Source organism: Neoroseomonas oryzicola, from assembly GCF_012163135.1.
GTDB lineage: Bacteria > Pseudomonadota > Alphaproteobacteria > Acetobacterales > Acetobacteraceae > Neoroseomonas > Neoroseomonas oryzicola.
This window is the reverse complement of record NZ_JAAVUP010000002.1, coordinates 881,271-899,063: the sequence shown is the minus strand read 5'-3', so window position 1 is coordinate 899,063 and position 17,793 is coordinate 881,271. Positions and strand designations below refer to the sequence as shown.

The following is a 17,793-nucleotide window of genomic DNA, read 5'->3' as shown; positions in this document are numbered from 1 at the left end:
TGGACCGACTGTCATGCGAGGCTGCCTGCGCCACCTGATCGTCGCCCTCGCCGCGCTGCTGGTGCTTGCCGCACCGGCCGCCGCGCAGCCGGGCGCGCGCGTGGCCCTCGTGATGGGCGTCGGCGCCTATCGCGCCATCCCGCCGCTCGCCAACCCGCCCAACGATGCGCGCGCGCTGGCCGAACTGCTGCGCGGCATGGGCTTCGAGACCGACCTGGTGATCGACCCCGACCGGCTGGCGATGGAACAGGCCGTCCGGCGGCTCGGCCAGCGGGCCGTGGGCGCCGAGGCCGCGCTGTTCTTCTACGCCGGCCATGCGCTGGAATACGGCGGGCGGAACTGGCTGCTGCCGGTCTCGACCGACATCCGCACCGACCGCGACCTGCGCTTCGAGGCGCTGGAGCTCGACAGCATCCTCGCGCAGCTCGAAAGCGCGCGGGTGTCGATCGTCCTGCTCGATGGCTGCCGCGACAATCCCTTCCGGCTGCGACTTGCCAGCGCGACGCGCGGCATCGCCACGGGGCCGGGGCTGACGCCGGTGCGCGCCGCGGTCGGCACGCTGATCGCCTTCGCCACCGCGCCGGGCGAGGTCGCCGAGGACGGCGCCGGCCAGAACAGTCCCTTCACCGCCGCCCTGCTGCGCAAGATCGCGACCCCCGGCCTCGAATTGCGGGCCATGATGGCCGAGGTGCGGCGCGAGGTGCGCGAGGCGACCGGCGGCCGCCAGGTGCCCTGGGAACACTCGGCGATGGAGGGCGCCTTCTACTTCGTCCCCGCGGCCATCAACGTGCCTGCGACGCCGGCCCCGCCCGCCCCCGCCACGCCGCGCGACGACCGCGCCGAGCTGCTGTTCTGGGAGACGGTGCGCGCGGGCAACACGGTCGCGGACTACCGCGCCTATCTCGAGCGCTTCCCCAACGGCACCTTCGCCCCGCTCGCGCGCGCGCGGCTGCAGGTGATGGAGCCGGCCCCCGCCGTCGCCGCGGCGGTTGCGCCGGTCGCGCCCGTCGCACCGCAGCCCCGCCCGGCCGAACCGGTCGCCGCCGCGGCGCCGCGGCTGACCAGCGCGGCGCTCGCGCCCCGCATCCCGAACCTGTCGCCTGCCAATGCGCGCACGACGGCGGATGGCTACCTCGCCTCCCCGGGGAACCGCGCGCTGGCGGTGAACCCCGAACGCGCGACCGCCTTCCGCGTCCAGGGCTTCGCGACCGCCGAGGACGCCGAGGTGGTGATGCTCGAACGCTGCCAGCTGACCTTCGGCACGCCCTGCATCCTGGTCGCGGTGAACGACACGGTCGTGCCGCCGGAACTCGCGACCCGCCGGCGCGACATGTCACGCCTGCAGTATGCCGGCGCCTACGACCCCGAGCGCGTGCCGGCCATCGCCGCCCGCCGCCGCCCCGAGATGTCCGAGGTCATGACCTATGCGTCGCAGCCCGGCGCCAAGGCGATGGCGTTGCATCCGCAGGGGCGCGTTGCCGTCGCGACCGGCGCGCGGGACGACCAGGATGCCGCGCAGAAGGCGCTCGCCGCCTGCCGGACGATGGCGCAGCGCGAAAGGCTGGTCGGCACCTGCGTCGTCTATGCGGTGGGGAACACCGTTGTCCTGCCCTCGCGGCTGACCGCCCCGCCGCGCTGACCGTCGCGGATCACACGACGCGCACGCGGCCCTCGGGGTCCTGCGGCAGTACGCCGAAGGGATCGAAGACCATCGGCGCGGCCCCAGCCAGGCGTGCGAGGTCGAAGTCGCGGTGCGGCGTGCCGAGCACGATCGCCTCGGGCGCGCCCTCGGCGAAGGTCGCGGCCCGCGGCCAGCGGGCGAGGTCCTCCGGCACGTCGCTAACCAGCGGGTCGCACCAGGACACATCCGCCCCGCAGGCCGAGAGCCCCTGCAGCAGCGCGACCGGCGCGGCGCCGCGCAGGTCCGCCACGCCGGGCTTGTAGGTCACGCCCGCCACGCGGATGCGCCGCCCGGCGAGCCGCCCATCCATCGCCTGCACCACCGCGCCGAGCACCCGCGCCGGCCGCCCCCGGTTCGCCGCGAGCGCCGCGTCGAGCAGCGAGGATGCCGCCCCGGCCCGCCGTGCCTCCATCTGGAGGTAGGCCGGGTCGACCGGGATGCAGTGCCCACCGGCCCCGAGCCCCGGCCAGAAGGGCTGGAAGCCGAAGGGCTTGGTGGCGGCCGCCGCCACCACCTCCCGCGTCGCGACCCCGAAGGCGGCGAAGGCGCGATGGAGCTCGTCCATCAGCGCGACGTTCACCAGGCGATAGGTGTTCTCGAGCAGCTTCGCGCATTCCGCCACTTCGGGCGCCGAGACGGTGATGACGCGGTCCGTCACCCGTTCCCAGAAGGCCCGCGCCCGGGCCAGCGAGACCGGGTCCGGCGCGCCGAGCAGGCGGCGGATACGCCGCGGCCCGCCCATCGGATCGCCCGGGTTCTCGCGTTCCGGCGAGACGGCGAGGAAGATGTCGCGCCCGACCTCCCGCCCATAGCGTTCGAGGATGCGGCGGCACAGCCCGTTGGTCGCGCCGGGCTGGCAGGTCGAGACCAGGCAGACCAGCGCGCCCTCCGGCGCATGGGCGCGGCAGGTTTCGAGCGCCGCGGCGACGGCGGACAGGTCGGGCCGCCCCTCGGCATCGAGGGGCGTCGGCACGCAGATCAGCCAGGTCGAGGCCGGCGGCAGGTCCTGGGCGCGGCAGGTGGCGCGGATCGAGCCCCGGCAGGCGGCCACGGCGGCCGGGTCGAGGTCGAAGCCCGTCACCTCGAAGCCGCTCGCCGCCGCTTCCAGCGCCAGCGGCCGCCCGACATAGCCGAGCCCGATGACGACGACGCGCCCGGCCTGGTCGGCCGGCTGGAACAGTGCTTCGGGCAGGAGACCGGTATCGGGCATTGCCCGCCACAGTAAAATTGTAAGATTTAAATTTCAACTTATTGGTTTCTTCCTTCGCCGCCCCTGGCGGGCCGCCCGGCTTTGCGCGAAAGACGTCCGGCGGGCGCGTCGGCGTCCGGTCGAACCGCGCAGAAGGGGTCGCATCGGCGCATGACGGGACAGGTCCACCACGTCACCCACCCGCTGGTGCAGCACAAGCTGACCCTGATGCGGGAGGCCTCCTGCCCCTCGGGCGATTTCCGCCGCCTGCTGGGCGAGATCTCGATGCTGCTCTGCTACGAGGTGACGCGGGACCTGCCGCTCGAGCAGACGCCGATCTCGACGCCGCTCGAACCGATGATGGCACCGCGCATCGCGGGGCGGAAACTCGTGCTGGCGCCGGTGCTGCGCGCCGGGCTCGGCATGCTGGACGGGATGCTGGCGCTGGTGCCGGCGGCGCGCGTCGCGCATGTCGGGCTCTACCGCGACCCGGCGACGCTGCAGGCGGTCGAATACTATTTCAAGGCACCGCCGGACGTCGCCGAACGCCTGGTGCTGATCCTCGACCCGATGTTCGCGACCGGCCATTCCGCCGTCGCGGCCGTGGACCGCTTCAAGGCGCGCGGGTGCAGGGACATCCGCTTCGTCAGCCTGCTCGCGGTGCCCGAGGGCCTCGCGCATTTCCACGCCCATCACCCGGACGTGCCGGTCTGGACCGCGGCGATCGACCGGCAGCTCGACGACCACAGCTACATCCGGCCCGGCCTCGGCGACGCGGGGGACCGGATGTGGGGGACGAAGTGACGGGGCGTTCCTGAAGGCTGGCCCGGGCGTCAGCCCTCGTGCCGGGTGCGCGCGAAGGCCTCGTGATGGCGGATCACCTCGCGGATCACGAAGGCGAGGTACTTCTCGGCGAATTCGGGATCGAGGTCGGCTTCCTTCGCGAGGGCGCGCAGGCGGGCGACCTGCTGCTCCTCCCGCTTCGGGTCGGCGGGCGGCATGTCGTGCTTCGCCTTCAGCGCGCCGACCCGCTGGGTGCAGCGGAAGCGCTCGGCGAGCATATGGATCATCGCCGCGTCGATGTTGTCGATGGTCTTGCGCATCGCGAGCAGTTCCTGCCGCGCCGCGTCCTGGCTGTCCGCCATGGCCGTCTCCCCCGTGTGGCGTCTCGTCTGGGAAGGGCCTGCTGAAGCGCGCGGGCCCTTCCGTCAAGACGTCAGGCGACCTTGCGCGTCGCCGGCAGGCTCGCGAGCGCCGCGCGGAAGGCGTCGAGGGTCTGCGCGATGTCGGCCGCGGTATGCGCGGTCGAGACGTAGTACTTGCTGTCCCCCTTCAGGATGCCGCGGGCGCGCAGCACGGTGTTGACGTGCTTCTGCATGGCCGCGTCCTGGCGCAGCATGCTGCGGTAGTCACGCAGGTCGCCCTCGGCATAGACGACGTCGAACAGCACCGGCTCGCCCACGCATTGCGCCGGGATGCCGGCCTCCGCGATCAGCGTCGCGATGCCGTCCATCAGGGAACGGCCGGTGGCGAAGACCTTCTCGTAGGTGCCAGGCTCGCGCAGTACCTCGAGCGTCGCGAGCCCCGCGACGGCGGCGACCGGATTGCCCGACAGCGTGCCGATCTGCGTGAGGAACCGCTCCTCGCCGACCGCCGCCTTGTCGAACAGGGCCATGATCTCGCGCTTGCCGCCGATGGCCGACAGCGGGAAGCCGCCGCCCACGATCTTGCCCATGGTGCAGATGTCCGGCGTCACGCCGTAGTATTCCTGCGCGCCGCCATAGGCGAAGCGGAAGCCGGTCACCACCTCGTCGAAGATCAGCGGGATGCCGAGCCGCGCGGTCACCTCGCGCACCGCCTGCAGGAAGCCGGGCTTGGGCGGGATCAGCCGCTGCAGCGGCTCCATGATGACGCCGCCGATCTCGTCCTGGTGCGCCTCGATCAGCCGCACCGCGGCCTCGATATCGTTGTAGGGGGCGACCAGCACCTGGTTGCGCAGCGCGTCGGGGATGCCCGGGCTGTCGGGTACCGCCTCGGGGAAGTTGGCAAGGCGCTTGGGTGCGAGGCTCATCAGCGCCCAGTCGGACATGCCGTGGTAGCCGCCCTCGAACTTCACGATCTTCGGGCGGCCTCGATAGGCGCGCGCGAGGCGCATGGCGTAGAAATCGGCCTCGGTGCCGGAGGTGAGGAAGCGCACCTGCTCGGCGCAGGGCACCGCGTCCACGATCGCCTCGGCGAGGCGGATGCCGTGCTCATTGTTGGCGAAGAAGGTGGTGCCCTTCGGGATCTGCTCGAGCACCGCCTCGGTCACCGCCGGATGGTCGTGGCCGATGAACATCGGCCCGGACCCGAGCAGGTAGTCGATGTAGTCGTTGCCCGAGACGTCCTGCACGTGGCCGCCCTTGCCGGAACGGATCACGATGTCGGCGGGGAAGTTGCCGAAGCCGCCCGCGGGCAGCACGCGCTTCGCGGCCTCCATCAGCGCGAGTTCCTCGGGGCTCTTCGCGATGCCGGTCATGGGCTGCTCCTTGCGATCCGCGGGGCAGGCTAGGACGCAAGCGGCGGCGCGTCACCCTATCGCGGCGTCGTCGGCGCGCCTTCCTGCCCCAGCCCGAAGACGCCGCGCAGGAAGCCCGGCGTCAGCGCGGCGAGCGGATTGACCGTGATGTTCGGATCCGAGAGCGGCCCGCGCATCCGATAGGTCGCGGCGAACAGCCCGCCGCCGCGCTCGGGGCTGAACACCCGCCCCAGGATCGGGATGCGCCCGAGCAGCGAGTTGAAGACATAGGCCGGCACGATGGTGCCCTCCATGTCGATCGTCTCGCGCATCCGGTCGATGCGCCCCTTGGCGGTGATGCCGAGCGAGACCGAGAAGGCCCGCGCATCGTTCAGCACCAGCGATTCCCGCGTCAGCGTGAAGGGCGCGGTCAGGGAGGCGAAGGTGAGGCCCTGGGCCGACAGCGCCTCGAACACGCCATAGACCGTCATGGCCTGCAGCAGCTTCGCGAGCGCCGGCGCGTCGCGCACCGCGAAGTTCTCAAGCTCCGCCGCGCCGGTCAGCGGCGCGCCGGCGCGCGAATGCGGGTAGGTGGCATCGACCGTCAGCCGCCCACCCTGGACGGTGCGCAGCACGCCGAAGGCGCGCAGCAGGGCGCCGCCATCCTCGCTGGTCAGCAGGAAGCGCCGGCCGCCGCCCTCGGGCGCGATGCGCATCTCGAAGGTCCCACCGCCATCGACACGGCCGCGCACCTCCGCCGCGTTCACCACGCCCTGGCCGTTGACGCGGGCCGAGGCGGAAACGCCGGTCAGCGCGCGATCCTCGCGCAGCAGCATCCGATCGAAGCGGGCCTCGACGGAGACGCTCTGCCCGCCGCCCTCCTCTCCCGCGGTGGCCGGCGGCGGCGCCGGCGCGGCCAGCACCGGCGCCAGGTCCAGCACCGGCCCACGCAGCGCCAGTTGCCAGCCGGCCGAGCCCGAGCGCGGCGGAAAGATCTCCCCTGTCATGCGGTTGCGGCCGAACTGCGCCTGCTGGATCTCGATCCGGCCGGGGATGTTGTCGCGCGTCTCGCCCGCCGTGCCGCGCAGCAGCGCATCGGGGGCGGTGACGCGGATGCCCTCGATGCGCTGCAGCGTGCCGTTCTGCAGGATCAGCATCGCCTCGCCTGCCGAGGTCACGCCCGGCGGCTTGGCCCAGGACAGCGCGTCGACGGCCAGGCGCGACTGGGTGAAGTCGGTGCGCAGCCGGACGCGGGTCTGCCCGTTGCGACGCGTCTCGCTGCGCGAATCGATGCCGACCTGGCCTTCGACGAAGGGCCGCGGGTCGAGGCCCAGCCCCGCGATCTGCCGCGCATCGGCGCGGCCCGTCACGACCTCCCGCGCCACCACCTGGTTCGCGTTGCCGGGGCGGAAATCGGCTTCCTGCTGGATGCGCAGCGGAATGCCTGCGAGCACGCCGGTGCCGTTGATCCGCAGCCCCTCGGTGTCGGCGGAGAACTCGAAGACCCCGCGCTCGAGGTCCTTGCCCAGCAGGGCGCGCGGCACGCGCACCTCGCTCGCCCGGCCGGTCGCGCTGACGCGCAGGCGTTCGACCGGCAGCTCCGAGATCAGCGGGAAGGCGATCTGCAGCCGGGCTTCCCGCAGCGTCCCGAAGATCGCGGGCACCGGCGGCGGGCGGGTGTCGAACAGATGCAGCCGCGGGTGCTTCAGCAGCGTCCAGACATCGGGCAGCGACCCGTCGAGCTGCAAGGTGATCTCGGCCGATTCGGGCTCGGTGTCGAAGGCGAAGCGGATGCGCCCGTCGCGCACGCCGATCGCGCCGCCGGCCTGCCGCCCGCCGCCGACCTCGAGCTCGATCGCCTCGCGCCCGAAGCGCGCGACGCCGCGCACATGCTGCGCCGGTGGGATCGGCCGCAGCCAGTGGACCTCGGCATCCTCGGCGGTCGCGCTGCCCTCGAGGGCGGTGACGGCCACCCGCCCGCCCGCCGGGTCCCCCTCCAGGCCGATGCGCCATTCGCCGCCGCGCACCCGCCCGGCGGTGATGTTCTCGGTGATCCATTCCCGCGCGCCGTGGGCGATCCCCGACGGCCAGTAATGGCCCAGGTCGGCGAAGGCGACCTCGTCGACGCGAAGGGTCGCCTCGGCCTGCCAGCCGGCATCCGTCTGTCGCGCTTCCGCCTGGCCGGTGATGGTCGGCGCCCGTGCCGCGGCACCCGGCGGCGGGGCGGTGCGCAGCACGACGCTCGACAGGCGCAGCCGTCCATCGGCCAGGCCGGCGTCCGCCTCCAGCGCCTGCAACGGGACGCGGCCGCGTGCGCCGAGGTCGATCACGCCCGGCCCGACCCGCAGCCGCGCCTCGGCCTCGGATGGAATGCGCAGCCCCTCGATCCGCACGGCGAGCGTCACCGAGGCCTGCGCGTCGAGCGCCGCGAGGGCGCCCAGCACTGGCGCCGCCCGCGCCAGGGCCGCCGGTCGGATCGACGGCAGCGTCAGCGCCGCGGTCCCCCGGAAGGCCGCGCCTTCCAGCATCCCGCCGATGCGCAGCGGCACGGTCTCGCCGCCCAGGGCGAAGTCGCCGGTGCCGGCCAGGTCGACGCCGCCCCCCTGGCGCCGGGTCATCGAGAGGCGGCCGAGTTCGGCGCTCCAGGACCGGCCGAGCTGCGCATCGGCGACGGTCAGCCGCGCATCGAGCAGCCGGAGCGACTGCAGCGCCCCGAGCGGCGAGCCCTCGGTCGGCGGCTGCATCAGGTCCGCCAGCATCTCGAGCAGGATGCCGTCGCCCTCGGCCGCGGGCGGGCTCTCCGCCGCCGCGCCGCCCTGCCCGCCGAGGGTGCCGAGGTCGAGCCGGAAGCCGCCATCGGCCGCGCGGATGGCGCGCAGCTCGAGTCCCCGCAATTCGAGCGCGCGCAGCGCGACCTGCCCGCGCAGCAGCGACGTCACCGAGAGCGAGATCATGGCATCGGGCAGTTCCGCCCGGACCGCGCCGTCCGGCTCGACCGCCCGGACCTGCTCGAGGAAAAGCCCGAGGGGCGAGCGGTGCCCCTCCCGCCAGCCGGCCCAGGTGACCGAGGCGCCCCCGATCTCGAGCCGCGTCGGGCCGCCGGCGGCGTTGAGCACCGCCTCGGCCCGCTTGGCCAGCCAGGGGATGGGCATGGGACCCTGTTCGAGCCGCCAAGCCAGCGCGGTCACCCCCGCCGCCGCCAGCACGGTGCCCGCGAGGATGAGCCGCAGGCAGCGGCTCACATAGCGCCCGGCTTGACCGGCGGCGCGCCTCACCGCTTCCCTGCCCCATCATGCCGGCCTGTTTCGCGCCCGAGCGCCTGCCCCGCCCCTTCGATCCCGCCGCGGCCACCGCGGCGCGGGACACCTTTGCCGAACGCGGCGCCGCGGAGGCCGCCTTCGCCGCGACCCCGGCCGGGGCCGCGCTGCTGGAGGCGCTCGGGGGGCACAGCCCCTACCTCGCGGACCTCGCGGCACGGGAGTCGGCGACGCTGCTCCTGATGGCCGAACGGGGGCCGGACGAGGCCTTCGCCCGCGCCGTCGATCCGCTCGGGCGCATCGATCCCGCCACGCCCCGCCCCGCGCTGGCGACGCTGCTGCGCCAGGCCAAGCGGCAGGGGGCGCTCGCCGCGGCCTTCGGGGACATCACCGGGCTCTGGCCGCTCGACCGGGTGACCGGGGCGCTGTCGGACCTCGCCGAGGCCTCGATCGATGCCTCCTGCGCCCACCTGCTGCGCCATGCGGCGGAACGGGGCGAACTCCGGCTTTCCGGCGCCAGCCGGGCGGATCCGCGCATCGTCGGGCGGAATTCCGGCCTCGTCGTGCTCGGCATGGGCAAGCTCGGCGGGCGGGAACTGAACTACTCGTCCGATGTGGACCTCATGGTGCTGTTCGAGCCGTCGGCGGCAGCCTACCACGCCGACCAGGCCCAGGCGGTCTATGTCCGGATCGCCCGCGACCTGGTGCGGCTGCTCGAGGAACGCACGGCGGAGGGCTACGTCTTCCGCACCGACCTCAGGCTCCGCCCCGACCCGGCCGCGACGCCGCTCGCGGTCTCCATCCCGGCGGCCATCACCTACTACGAGAGCATGGGCCAGAACTGGGAACGCGCCGCCATGATCAAGGCGCGCCCGGTGGCGGGCGACCGTGCCGCGGGCGAATCCTTCCTGCGCGAGATCCGCCCCTTCGTCTGGCGCCGCCACCTCGATTTCGCCGCCGTCGCCGACATCCATTCGATCAAGCGCCAGATCCACGCCCACAAGGGGACCAAGGGCGCCCACGACACCGTGCAGGTCGAGGGCCATGACGTGAAGCTCGGTCGCGGCGGCATCCGCGAGATCGAGTTCACCGCCCAGGTGTTGCAGCTGATCTGGGGCGGGCGCGATCCCGGGCTGCGCGACCCGACGACGCTCGGCGCGCTCTCCTCCCTCGCCGCGGCGGGCAAGATCGACCGGCGGGCGGCGGCCGACCTCGCCGACGCCTATGTCTTCCTGCGCAACCTCGAGCACCGGCTGCAGATGGTCGCCGACCGGCAGACCCACCGCATGCCGGAAGACGCCGAGGGCGTGGCGCGCATCGCCTCCTTCCTCGGCTTCAAGGATCCGGAGGCCTTCCGTGCTGCCTTCACCGGCCACATGGTCAAGGTCGAGCGCCATTACGGCCGGATGTTCGAGGCCGAGCCGACGCTCGCCTCGGAGGAGACCAAGGGCAGCCTGGTGTTCACCGGCGTCGAGGACGACCCGGCGACGATCGCGACGCTGCGGTCCATGGGCTACATGAACCCCTCGGGCGTCGCGGCGCTGGTCCGCGGCTGGCACCATGGCCACACCCGCGCGACGCGCAGCGAACGGGCGCGCGAGATCCTCACCGCCCTGATGCCCGCCCTGCTCGGCGCCTTCGCGAAGCAGCGCGACCCTGATGCGGCGCTCGCTCGCCTCGACGGGGTGCTGGGCCGGCTCGCGGCCGGCGTGCAGGTGCTCAGCCTGCTGTCGCGCAACCCGGCGCTGCTCGACCGGCTGGCCGGCATCCTCGGCGCCGCGCCGCAGCTCGCCGACTTCCTGGCGAGCCACACGGCGGCGCTGGAGGGGCTGCTGGTCGGCGCCGGCGGGACGATCGGCAACGCCGCGCAGACCCTGCCCGCCCAGCTGAAGGACGCGCGGCACATCGAGGAAGCCTTCGAGGCCGCCCGGCGCCTGGTCCAGGAAGGCAAGTTCGAGATCGACGCCGCGACCCTGGAAGGGTCGATCGACGTGGATGTGGCGGGCGAGGCGCGCTCCGCGCTGGCCGACGCCGCCATTTCCTCCCTGCTGCCCCATGTCACCGCTGCCTTCGCGGAGCGGCACGGGAAGGTCAAGGGCGGTGCTCTCGCCGTGGTTGCGCTCGGCAAGCTCGGCGGGCGGGAGATGCTGCCCGGATCGGACCTGGACCTGGTCCTCATCTACGACCACGCCGCCGAGGCGGAGATGAGCGAAGGCAAGGCGAAGCGCGGCCAGCCAGCCCCCCGCCCGCTGCCGGTCAGCCAATACTTCGCGCGCCTCGCGCACCAGGTGATCGGCGCGATCAACGCGCCGGGGGCGGAAGGGCGGCTCTACGAGGTCGACATGCGGCTGCGGCCCTCGGGCTCGAAGGGGCCGGTCGCCGTCTCGCTCTCCTCCTTCCAGCGCTACCACGCCGAGGAATCCTGGACCTGGGAGCGCATGGCGCTGACCCGCGCGCGGGTCGTCGCCGGCCCGCCCGGCCTCAAACGCAAGATCGAGGCGGCGATCCGCGCCGCCCTGCTGCGCCCGGACGCGGCGGAAAAGGCGATCCCCGACGCGGTCGCGATGCGCGCGCGGATGCTGCGGGACCTGCCGCCCGACGGGCCGTGGGACCTGAAGCTCGGCCGCGGCGGGCTGGTCGAGGTGGAATTCGTCGCCCAGGCCCTGCAGATCGCCCATGTCCGGCAGCATCCGGGCGTGCTCGCGACGACGACGCGCCTCGCCCTGGCGCGCCTCGCCGAGGCCGGGGTGCTGGACGCGGAGGAGGCCGCCCGCCTGATCGGCGCCGAGCGGCTCTGGCGGACCGTGAGCGGCCTGCTGCGCCTGACCGTGGGCCGCTGGAAGGAGGAAGTGCTGCCCGACAGCGTCGCCGCCGCCCTGCTGAATGTCTGCCGCCGCCTCACGCCCGACGAGGCGCCGGTTGACCTTCCGGCACTCCAGGCACAGATCGCCCGGCGGGCGAACGAGGTCCGCGCGGTGTTCGAACGGCGCCTCGGCCGCCCCGACATCAACGGGGATCGCGAATGACCGAACTGGCCGAGGGCAAGAAGGCGCCCGCGTTCAAGATGAAGGCCTCGGGCGGGCGGGAGGTCTCCTCCGCCGCGCTGAAGGGCAAGCCCTACCTGCTGTATTTCTACCCGAAGGCAAATACGCCGGGCTGCACCAAGCAGGCCTGCGGCGTGCAGGAGGCCCTGCCGCAGCTCGGCAAGCTGGGGCTCGAGGTGATCGGCGTCAGCCCGGACCCGATCCCGCCGATCGACAAGTTCGCCCAGAAATTCGGCCTCGAATTCCCGCTCGCCTCTGACGAGGACCACAAGGTCGCCGAGGCCTATGGCGTGTGGGTCGAGAAGTCGATGTACGGCAAGACCTACATGGGCATGGAGCGGAGCAGCTTCCTGGTCGGCGCCGACGGCAAGATCGTGAAGGTCTGGCGCAAGGTGAAGCCCGAGGCCCATGCGGCCCAGGTGCTCGAGGCGGCCGCGGCGCTTTGAAGCCGGTCACGGCCGGACTGGCGCAGGGCGACGGCGCGTTCTCCCGGCGCGCTGGCATCCCGGCCGGGCAAACCAACCCGGTCGGGATCCGCCCCGTGCAGCCGGTCAGCTTCCGCCGGAGATCTGGCGGAAGACTTCCTCGGCTTCCTTGAAGGTTTCCTCGGCCCGCGACTTCATCAGCGGGTCGGCGAAGCGGTCGGGGTGGAAACGCAGGCGGAAGGCGCGGCGCGCCGCGTCGATCAGCCAGGCCGGCGCGGTATCCGCCAGATGGACCCGGCGCAGCAGTCCGCCGCCGCGCGCGGGGAGCGATTCCATCGACAGCGCCCGCTCCGCCGCGGTCGCCCGCATCTCCGATTCGCGCACGCGCTGCTCAAGTGCCTCGATGCGCGCCTTCAGGGCGCCGATCCGGAGGTCGCGCTGGGCGAGAGCGTCCTCGTCCTCGTCGTCCGCGGGCGCTGCGGCGGCAGCCGGCGCGACGCCGCGGCTCAGCAGGTCCGCGACGCGCTGGGCCGCGGCGTGCGCGACCTCGACGTCACGGCGCTTAAGCTCGACCTGGATGAATTCCAACAGGTCGCGATCGCCGACATGCGCCTCGGCGAGTTCCAGCAGCCGGGCCGAAGGCCAGCTCTGGATCGACTTCCGGTTTGGAAGCGGAATTGTTCCTGCCGCCATGGGGTCTATTCTGGTCCCCGCTCTCGAAATTCGAACGTAACCGGGCTTACGTCTCAGTTCAAGAAACTCGCGGTTGCGCGAGCCAGCGAATCGATTCCAGCAATTACAACTGTTTCGTGCGCTCAATTGCCATGAACACTGCTTCTGCGCGCTTAAACACCTCTTCTGCCCGCGTCCTGCGCGATGGGTCGGGCTGCGAATCGGGATGGTAGCGCCTGCGGAAGGCGCGACGCACTTCCGCAATCAGCCAGGCCGGGGCATCGGGGGTGAGGTAGACGCGGCGATGTGGCCCCGCCCCCGCCTCCTCGGCCGTCACAGCGGCAAGGCGCGCGCGCAGCCGGGCGATCTCCCCGGCCGCGGCGGCGAGCATCTCCCGCAGCTCGGGCACGCCTGCGCCGGCCAATGGGCCTGCCCCGTCCTGCATCTGGCGGATGCGGGCATGGACGGCCTTGGCGCGCACGCCGGGGCGGCGGGCGGCCTCCGCGGCGAGGCCGGCCAGCACCCGTGCATCGGCGCGATGCAGCATGGCCTGTTCGGCCAGTTGTTCCAGCGGCCATTCCCGGAACGGCCTGTCCGACTCCATCGGCGGCGGACCCTCCTGGTCTGCCCCAGCGATGTGACAGGCGCGGGTTAACGCAGCGCTGACGTCCCCGGCTTCCGGCGCGTTGCGGGTTGGGCGACACTCGCGCCAGGAAACGACCGGGAGTGACGACCATGACCATGATGACGGGACGCCGCGCGGCGCTGGCGGCGGGCTTTGTGCTCGCCGCGCCGGCGGTGCGCGCACAGGGCGCCTGGCCAAACCGGCCGGTGAAGATCGTGGTGCCCTTCCCGCCCGGCGGGTCGAACGACGTGGTGGCCCGCCCGCTCGCCGAACGGCTGCAGCAGCGGCTCGGCCAGCCGGTGATCATCGAGAACCGGCCTGGCGCCGGCGGGGCGATCGGCGCGACCTCAGTCGCCCAGACCGCTGCGGACGGCTACACGCTGATGGTCTCCTCCTCCTCCTTCGCGACCACCTCCGTCTCCCAGCGCGTGCCCTGGGGGGTGCTCGAGAACTTCACGCCGGTCGCCTGGCTGGGGCGCTCGCCCTTCATCGTCATCGTCAACAACGACCTGCCGGCGCGCAGCGTGCGGGACCTCGTGAACCTCGCGAAGGAACGTCCCGGGCGGATCGACTACGGCACCTCGGGGCCCGGCGGCATCAACCACTTCGTCACGGAATACTTCTGCCAGCGCGCCGGCGTGCAGATGAACCACGTGCCCTATCGCGGCACCGGCCCGGCCGTGACGGACCTCGTCGCGGGCCACATCCAGCTGATGATCACGACGCTGCCGAGCGCGGCGGGCGTGGTGCGGGACGGGCGCGTGCGGCTCCTGGCCTACAGCGCGCAGGGCATCCCGGAGGGCTCGCCGCCCGCGCCGCTCGTGACCGAGAGCGGGCTCGACTACGACATCTCGATCTGGTGGGGCCTCTTCGCGCCGCACGGTCTGCCGGCGCCGTTGCTCGAAAGGCTGAACGCCGAGGCCAACGCTGCCCTGCGCGACCCTGACATGGCGCGGCTCTACCAGGGCGAGGGCGCCCGCCCCTCCCCCGCGACGCCCGCGGAATTCACCGCCATGCTGCGCGCCGACATCGCCCGCTGGCGCGAGGTCGCACAGCTCGCGAACATCCGCATCGACTGAGGACCGCCATGACCGGCATCCACCGCAAGCACTTCGACCCCGCCGCGCGCGGCGCCATGGACGGCGTGCGGGTGGTGGACCTCTCGCGCCTCGTCGCCGGCAACGTGCTGACCAAGGTCTTCTCGGACCACGGGGCCGAGGTGGTGAAGGTCGAACCGCCCGAGGGCGACACGCTGCGCGCCTGGCGCGTCGGCGGCGTCGAGACATCCTGGAAGACCATCTGCCGCAACAAGAAGTCGGTCGCGCTGGATCTGAAGCGCGCCGAGGGCATCGCGGTGGTCAAGGCGCTGGTGAAGGACGCCGCGATCTTCGTTGAATCCTTCCGCCCCGGCGTGCTCGAGGCGATGGGCCTGCCGCCTTCGGTGCTGCTGGAAATCAATCCCGCCCTGGTGATCGTGCGCATCTCGGGCTGGGGCCAGGACGGGCCGTTCCAGCACAAGCCCGGCTTCGGCACGCTGGTCGAGGGCTATTCCGGCTTCGCGGCCGTCAACGGCTTCGACGACCGCGAGCCGGTGCTGCCGCCGATGTTCATGGGCGATGCCTATGCGGGCCTCTACGGCGCCTCGGTCGCGATGATCGCGCTGCGTCATGCGGAAGCGGGCGGCGGCGGCCAGGTGCTCGACGTCTCGCTCTTCGAGCCGCTGTTCAGCGTGCTCGAACCGCAGGTCGCGAACTGGCGCATTACCCAGAAGCGCAAGCCGCGCACCGGCAGCCGCTCGACCAACACTTCCCCGCGCAACGCCTACCGCACCAAGGATGGCGGCTGGGTGTGCCTCTCGGCCTCGACCCAGGGCATGACGGAGAAGCTGTTCCGCTCCATCGGGCGGGAGGACATGATCGCCGACCCGCGCTTCGCCAACAATCCGGCACGGCTGCAGCACTGGCAGGAACTCGACGCCATCATCGGCGGCTGGATCGGCGAGCGGACGCTCGAGGAGAACCTCGCGCATTTCGACAAGGCCGGCGTGACGATCGGCCCGATCATGGACACCGCCATGCTCGAGAAGGATCCCTACGCGATCGAGCGCGAGGCGCTGATCGAGGTGCCCGACGCCGACATGCCCGGCGGCTGGCTGCCGATGCACGGGCTGGTGCCGCGGCTGTCGGGCACGCCCGGCGTGCTGGCGCGCCCGGCGCCGCGCATCGGCGAGCACAATGACGAGATCCTCGCCCCCGTGCTCGGCGCGGCGGAACTCGCCCGCCTGCGCGGCCTCGGCGTGGTGCGGGAAGCCGCGGCGAAGCAGGCCGCCGAATAGGGGCTTGCTATTGGAGCGATCGCTCCATAAATTCTGTATCGCACGATACAGAATGCATGGAGCCGCTCCGTGTCCCGCCCGCGCACCTTCGACGAGGACGCCGCCCTCGAGGCCGCGACCATCCGCTTCTGGGAACACGGCTACGCCGCGACCTCGGTGCGCGACCTCGGCACCTGCATGGGGCTCGGCGCGGCGAGCCTCTACAACGCCTTCGGCGACAAGCGGGCGCTCTTCACCCGCTGCCTCGACCGCTACCTCGATGCCAACATGCGCGAGCGCATCGCGCGGCACGAGGCGGCCAATCCGCCGCGCCGCGCCATCGAGGCCTTTCTCGAGGAAAGCGCCGAGCGATCCCTGATCGATCGCCGCGGCTGCATGCTGGTGAACACCGCGCTCGAGGTCGCGCCGCATGACGAGGAGGTCGGCGCCGTCGTCGCCGAGCGCCTCGGGGAGCTCGAGGCCTTCTTCCACCGCTGCGTGGAACGCGGCCAGCAGGACGGGACGATCGCGCGCCGCGCGCGGCCCCGCGACCTCGCCCGCCTGTTCCTGACCACCGTGATGGGGCTGCGCGTCCTGGCGCGCGCGCGGCCCGAGCCCGCGTTGCTGCGCGGCGCCGTGCGCCAGGCCCTGACCCTTCTCGATCCCCCCGCTGCGGAGACCGCCCCGTGATCGACCTGCACTACTGGACCACGCCGAACGGCCACAAGGTGACGATGTTCCTCGAGGAAGCGGGGCTGCCCTACCGCATCATCCCGGTGAACATCTCGACCGGCGACCAGTTCAAGCCGGACTTCCTCGCCATCGCGCCGAACAACCGCATTCCCGCGATCGTCGACCACGCGCCGGCCGACGGGTCCGCCCCGGTCGCCCTGTTCGAGAGCGGGGCGATCCTGCTCTACCTCGCCGACAAGATCGGCCGCTTCATCCCCGCAGCCGCGCAGGTCCATGCGCGCGCCGAGGTGCTGCAATGGCTGTTCTGGCAGATGGGCGGGCTCGGCCCGATGGCGGGGCAGAACCACCACTTCTCCCAGTACGCGCCGGAGAAGATCCCCTACGCGATCAACCGGTACGTCAACGAGACCAACCGGCTCTACGGCGTGCTGAACAAGCGCCTCGCGGACCGCGCCTTCATGGCCGGGGAGGACTACACGATCGCCGACATGGCGACCTATCCCTGGATCGTCCCGCATGAGCGCCAGGGCCAGAAGCTCGAGGACTTCCCCCATCTGAAGCGCTGGTTCGAGGCGATCCGCGCCCGCCCGGCGACCGAGCGCGCCTATGCCCGTGCGAAGGAGGTGAACAGCGCGCCGACCGTCAGCGCCGCCTCCGTCGCGCTGCTGTTCGGCCAGACCGCCGCGACGGTGGGGGCCCGCTGATGGCGCGGCAGCTTTTCGAGCTCTGCGGCAGCGATCCGGCGCGGGTCTTCTCGCCCTTCTGCTGGCGCGCGCGCATGGCGCTGGCCCACAAGGGCCTCGACTTCGAGAGCGTGCCCTGGCGATTCACCGAGACCGATCGCCTCGCCTTCGCCGGCCACGACAAGGTGCCCGTGCTGGTCGATGGCGAGCGTACGGTCCCGGATTCCTGGGCCATCGCGCAGTATCTCGACGAGGCGTATCCGGAGGCGCCGTCGCTGCTGCACGGCGCGCCGGCGCCCTATCTTTTCGTCGCGGCATGGAACGACACCGTGCTGCAGGCGGGGCTCGTCCGGCTGATCGTCTCGGACATCCCGCCCCTGCTCGGCGAGGAGCGCGCCTATTTCATCGAAAGCCGCGAGAAGCGCTTCGGCATGCCGCTCGCGGAAGTGACGGCCGACCGCGAGGCGCGCCTGCCGGCCTTCCGCGCGACGCTGCAGCCGCTGCGCCAGGCGCTGAAGGGGCGCGACTTCCTCGGCGGCGCGGCGCCGGACTACGCCGACTTCATCGTCTTCGGCGGCTTCATGTGGGCCCGCAGCGTCAGCCCGCTGCGGGTGCTGGAACTCGACGACACGCTGTGCGCCTGGCGCGAACGGATGCTCGACCTCCATGGCGGCATGGCCCGCCGCGCACCCTGCTTCGGCGCCTGACACGGA

General features: G+C 72.5%; 15 protein-coding genes. 9 read left to right on the top strand and 6 right to left on the bottom strand.

Going from position 1 to position 17,793, the window contains the following annotated elements; all coding sequences use genetic code 11:
* Window positions 1–13: 13 nt before the first annotated feature.
* On the top strand, window positions 14–1,639 hold the full coding sequence (locus GWK15_RS10845) for a caspase family protein (protein ID WP_168041291.1): 1,626 nt from the start codon (window positions 14–16) through the stop codon (window positions 1,637–1,639).
* 10 nt (window positions 1,640–1,649) lie between these two features.
* On the opposite strand, the gene GWK15_RS10840 is transcribed toward GWK15_RS10845, so the two are convergent.
* Complete coding sequence (locus GWK15_RS10840) at window positions 1,650–2,891, bottom strand: nucleotide sugar dehydrogenase (protein ID WP_168041290.1); 1,242 nt, start codon at window positions 2,889–2,891, stop codon at window positions 1,650–1,652.
* 150 nt (window positions 2,892–3,041) lie between these two features.
* Here GWK15_RS10840 and upp point away from each other — a divergent pair, with 150 nt between their 5' ends.
* Window positions 3,042–3,674, top strand: a complete 633-nt coding sequence (gene upp, locus GWK15_RS10835; protein ID WP_168041289.1) for a uracil phosphoribosyltransferase — start codon at window positions 3,042–3,044, stop codon at window positions 3,672–3,674.
* Window positions 3,675–3,703: 29 nt separating this feature from the next.
* Here upp and GWK15_RS10830 read toward each other — a convergent pair whose 3' ends face one another.
* From GWK15_RS10830 to GWK15_RS10820, 3 genes are all read right to left on the bottom strand, one after another.
* Window positions 3,704–4,015, bottom strand: a complete 312-nt coding sequence (locus GWK15_RS10830; RefSeq protein ID WP_168041288.1) for a chorismate mutase — start codon at window positions 4,013–4,015, stop codon at window positions 3,704–3,706.
* Between the two features lie 71 nt (window positions 4,016–4,086).
* The gene (locus tag GWK15_RS10825; protein WP_168041287.1) at window positions 4,087–5,388 is read right to left on the bottom strand and encodes an aspartate aminotransferase family protein; all 1,302 of its coding nucleotides are present in this window, start codon (window positions 5,386–5,388) and stop codon (window positions 4,087–4,089) included.
* 56 nt (window positions 5,389–5,444) lie between these two features.
* The gene (locus tag GWK15_RS10820; protein WP_168041286.1) at window positions 5,445–8,609 is read right to left on the bottom strand and encodes an AsmA-like C-terminal region-containing protein; all 3,165 of its coding nucleotides are present in this window, start codon (window positions 8,607–8,609) and stop codon (window positions 5,445–5,447) included.
* Window positions 8,610–8,659: 50 nt separating this feature from the next.
* On the opposite strand from GWK15_RS10820, the gene GWK15_RS10815 reads away from it, so the two are divergent.
* Both GWK15_RS10815 and bcp read left to right on the top strand, forming a co-directional pair.
* Window positions 8,660–11,650, top strand: coding sequence for a bifunctional [glutamine synthetase] adenylyltransferase/[glutamine synthetase]-adenylyl-L-tyrosine phosphorylase (locus tag GWK15_RS10815; RefSeq protein WP_168041285.1), 2,991 nt, complete (start codon window positions 8,660–8,662; stop codon window positions 11,648–11,650).
* Complete coding sequence (gene bcp, locus GWK15_RS10810) at window positions 11,647–12,114, top strand: thioredoxin-dependent thiol peroxidase (RefSeq protein ID WP_168041284.1); 468 nt, start codon at window positions 11,647–11,649, stop codon at window positions 12,112–12,114. Before GWK15_RS10815 ends, bcp begins: the two co-directional genes overlap by 4 nt.
* Before the next feature lie 105 nt (window positions 12,115–12,219).
* Here bcp and GWK15_RS10805 read toward each other — a convergent pair whose 3' ends face one another.
* Together GWK15_RS10805 and GWK15_RS10800 are read right to left on the bottom strand one after the other, a co-directional pair.
* Window positions 12,220–12,786: a hypothetical protein gene (locus tag GWK15_RS10805; protein WP_168041283.1), complete on the bottom strand. Its 567-nt coding sequence runs from the start codon at window positions 12,784–12,786 to the stop codon at window positions 12,220–12,222.
* A 103-nt stretch (window positions 12,787–12,889) separates the two neighbouring features.
* Window positions 12,890–13,369 (bottom strand): hypothetical protein, encoded by a 480-nt coding sequence (locus tag GWK15_RS10800; RefSeq protein WP_168041282.1) that lies wholly within the window; start codon window positions 13,367–13,369, stop codon window positions 12,890–12,892.
* A gap of 131 nt (window positions 13,370–13,500) precedes the next feature.
* Here GWK15_RS10800 and GWK15_RS10795 point away from each other — a divergent pair, with 131 nt between their 5' ends.
* The 5 genes from GWK15_RS10795 (at window position 13,501) to GWK15_RS10775 (ending at window position 17,787) form a co-directional block, all read left to right on the top strand.
* On the top strand, window positions 13,501–14,469 hold the full coding sequence (locus GWK15_RS10795) for a Bug family tripartite tricarboxylate transporter substrate binding protein (RefSeq protein WP_168041281.1): 969 nt from the start codon (window positions 13,501–13,503) through the stop codon (window positions 14,467–14,469).
* Between the two features lie 8 nt (window positions 14,470–14,477).
* Complete coding sequence (locus GWK15_RS10790; RefSeq protein WP_168041280.1) at window positions 14,478–15,725, top strand: CaiB/BaiF CoA transferase family protein; 1,248 nt, start codon at window positions 14,478–14,480, stop codon at window positions 15,723–15,725.
* Between the two features lie 69 nt (window positions 15,726–15,794).
* The gene (locus GWK15_RS10785) at window positions 15,795–16,394 is read left to right on the top strand and encodes a TetR family transcriptional regulator C-terminal domain-containing protein (RefSeq protein ID WP_168041279.1); all 600 of its coding nucleotides are present in this window, start codon (window positions 15,795–15,797) and stop codon (window positions 16,392–16,394) included.
* A complete protein-coding gene (locus tag GWK15_RS10780; RefSeq protein WP_168041278.1) occupies window positions 16,391–17,101 on the top strand; it encodes a glutathione binding-like protein in 711 nt (236 codons plus the stop codon). Before GWK15_RS10785 ends, GWK15_RS10780 begins: the two co-directional genes overlap by 4 nt.
* Window positions 17,101–17,787: a glutathione S-transferase family protein gene (locus GWK15_RS10775; protein ID WP_168041277.1), complete on the top strand. Its 687-nt coding sequence runs from the start codon at window positions 17,101–17,103 to the stop codon at window positions 17,785–17,787. The genes GWK15_RS10780 and GWK15_RS10775 overlap by 1 nt, the downstream gene beginning before the upstream one ends.
* Window positions 17,788–17,793: the final 6 nt, after the last annotated feature.

Excerpts from the sequence above, each read along its gene's own strand:
- GWK15_RS10845 (WP_168041291.1), top strand. The coding sequence starts at position 14 with ATGCGAGGCTGCCTGCGCCACCTGATCGTCGCCCTCGCCGCGCTGCTG.
- GWK15_RS10840 (WP_168041290.1), bottom strand. The coding sequence starts at position 2,891 with ATGCCCGATACCGGTCTCCTGCCCGAAGCACTGTTCCAGCCGGCCGAC.
- upp (WP_168041289.1), top strand. The coding sequence starts at position 3,042 with ATGACGGGACAGGTCCACCACGTCACCCACCCGCTGGTGCAGCACAAG.
- GWK15_RS10830 (WP_168041288.1), bottom strand. The coding sequence starts at position 4,015 with ATGGCGGACAGCCAGGACGCGGCGCGGCAGGAACTGCTCGCGATGCGC.
- GWK15_RS10825 (WP_168041287.1), bottom strand. The coding sequence starts at position 5,388 with ATGACCGGCATCGCGAAGAGCCCCGAGGAACTCGCGCTGATGGAGGCC.
- GWK15_RS10815 (WP_168041285.1), top strand. The coding sequence starts at position 8,660 with ATGCCGGCCTGTTTCGCGCCCGAGCGCCTGCCCCGCCCCTTCGATCCC.
- bcp (WP_168041284.1), top strand. The coding sequence starts at position 11,647 with ATGACCGAACTGGCCGAGGGCAAGAAGGCGCCCGCGTTCAAGATGAAG.
- GWK15_RS10805 (WP_168041283.1), bottom strand. The coding sequence starts at position 12,786 with ATGGCGGCAGGAACAATTCCGCTTCCAAACCGGAAGTCGATCCAGAGC.
- GWK15_RS10800 (WP_168041282.1), bottom strand. The coding sequence starts at position 13,369 with ATGGAGTCGGACAGGCCGTTCCGGGAATGGCCGCTGGAACAACTGGCC.
- GWK15_RS10795 (WP_168041281.1), top strand. The coding sequence starts at position 13,501 with ATGACCATGATGACGGGACGCCGCGCGGCGCTGGCGGCGGGCTTTGTG.
- GWK15_RS10790 (WP_168041280.1), top strand. The coding sequence starts at position 14,478 with ATGACCGGCATCCACCGCAAGCACTTCGACCCCGCCGCGCGCGGCGCC.
- GWK15_RS10775 (WP_168041277.1), top strand. The coding sequence starts at position 17,101 with ATGGCGCGGCAGCTTTTCGAGCTCTGCGGCAGCGATCCGGCGCGGGTC.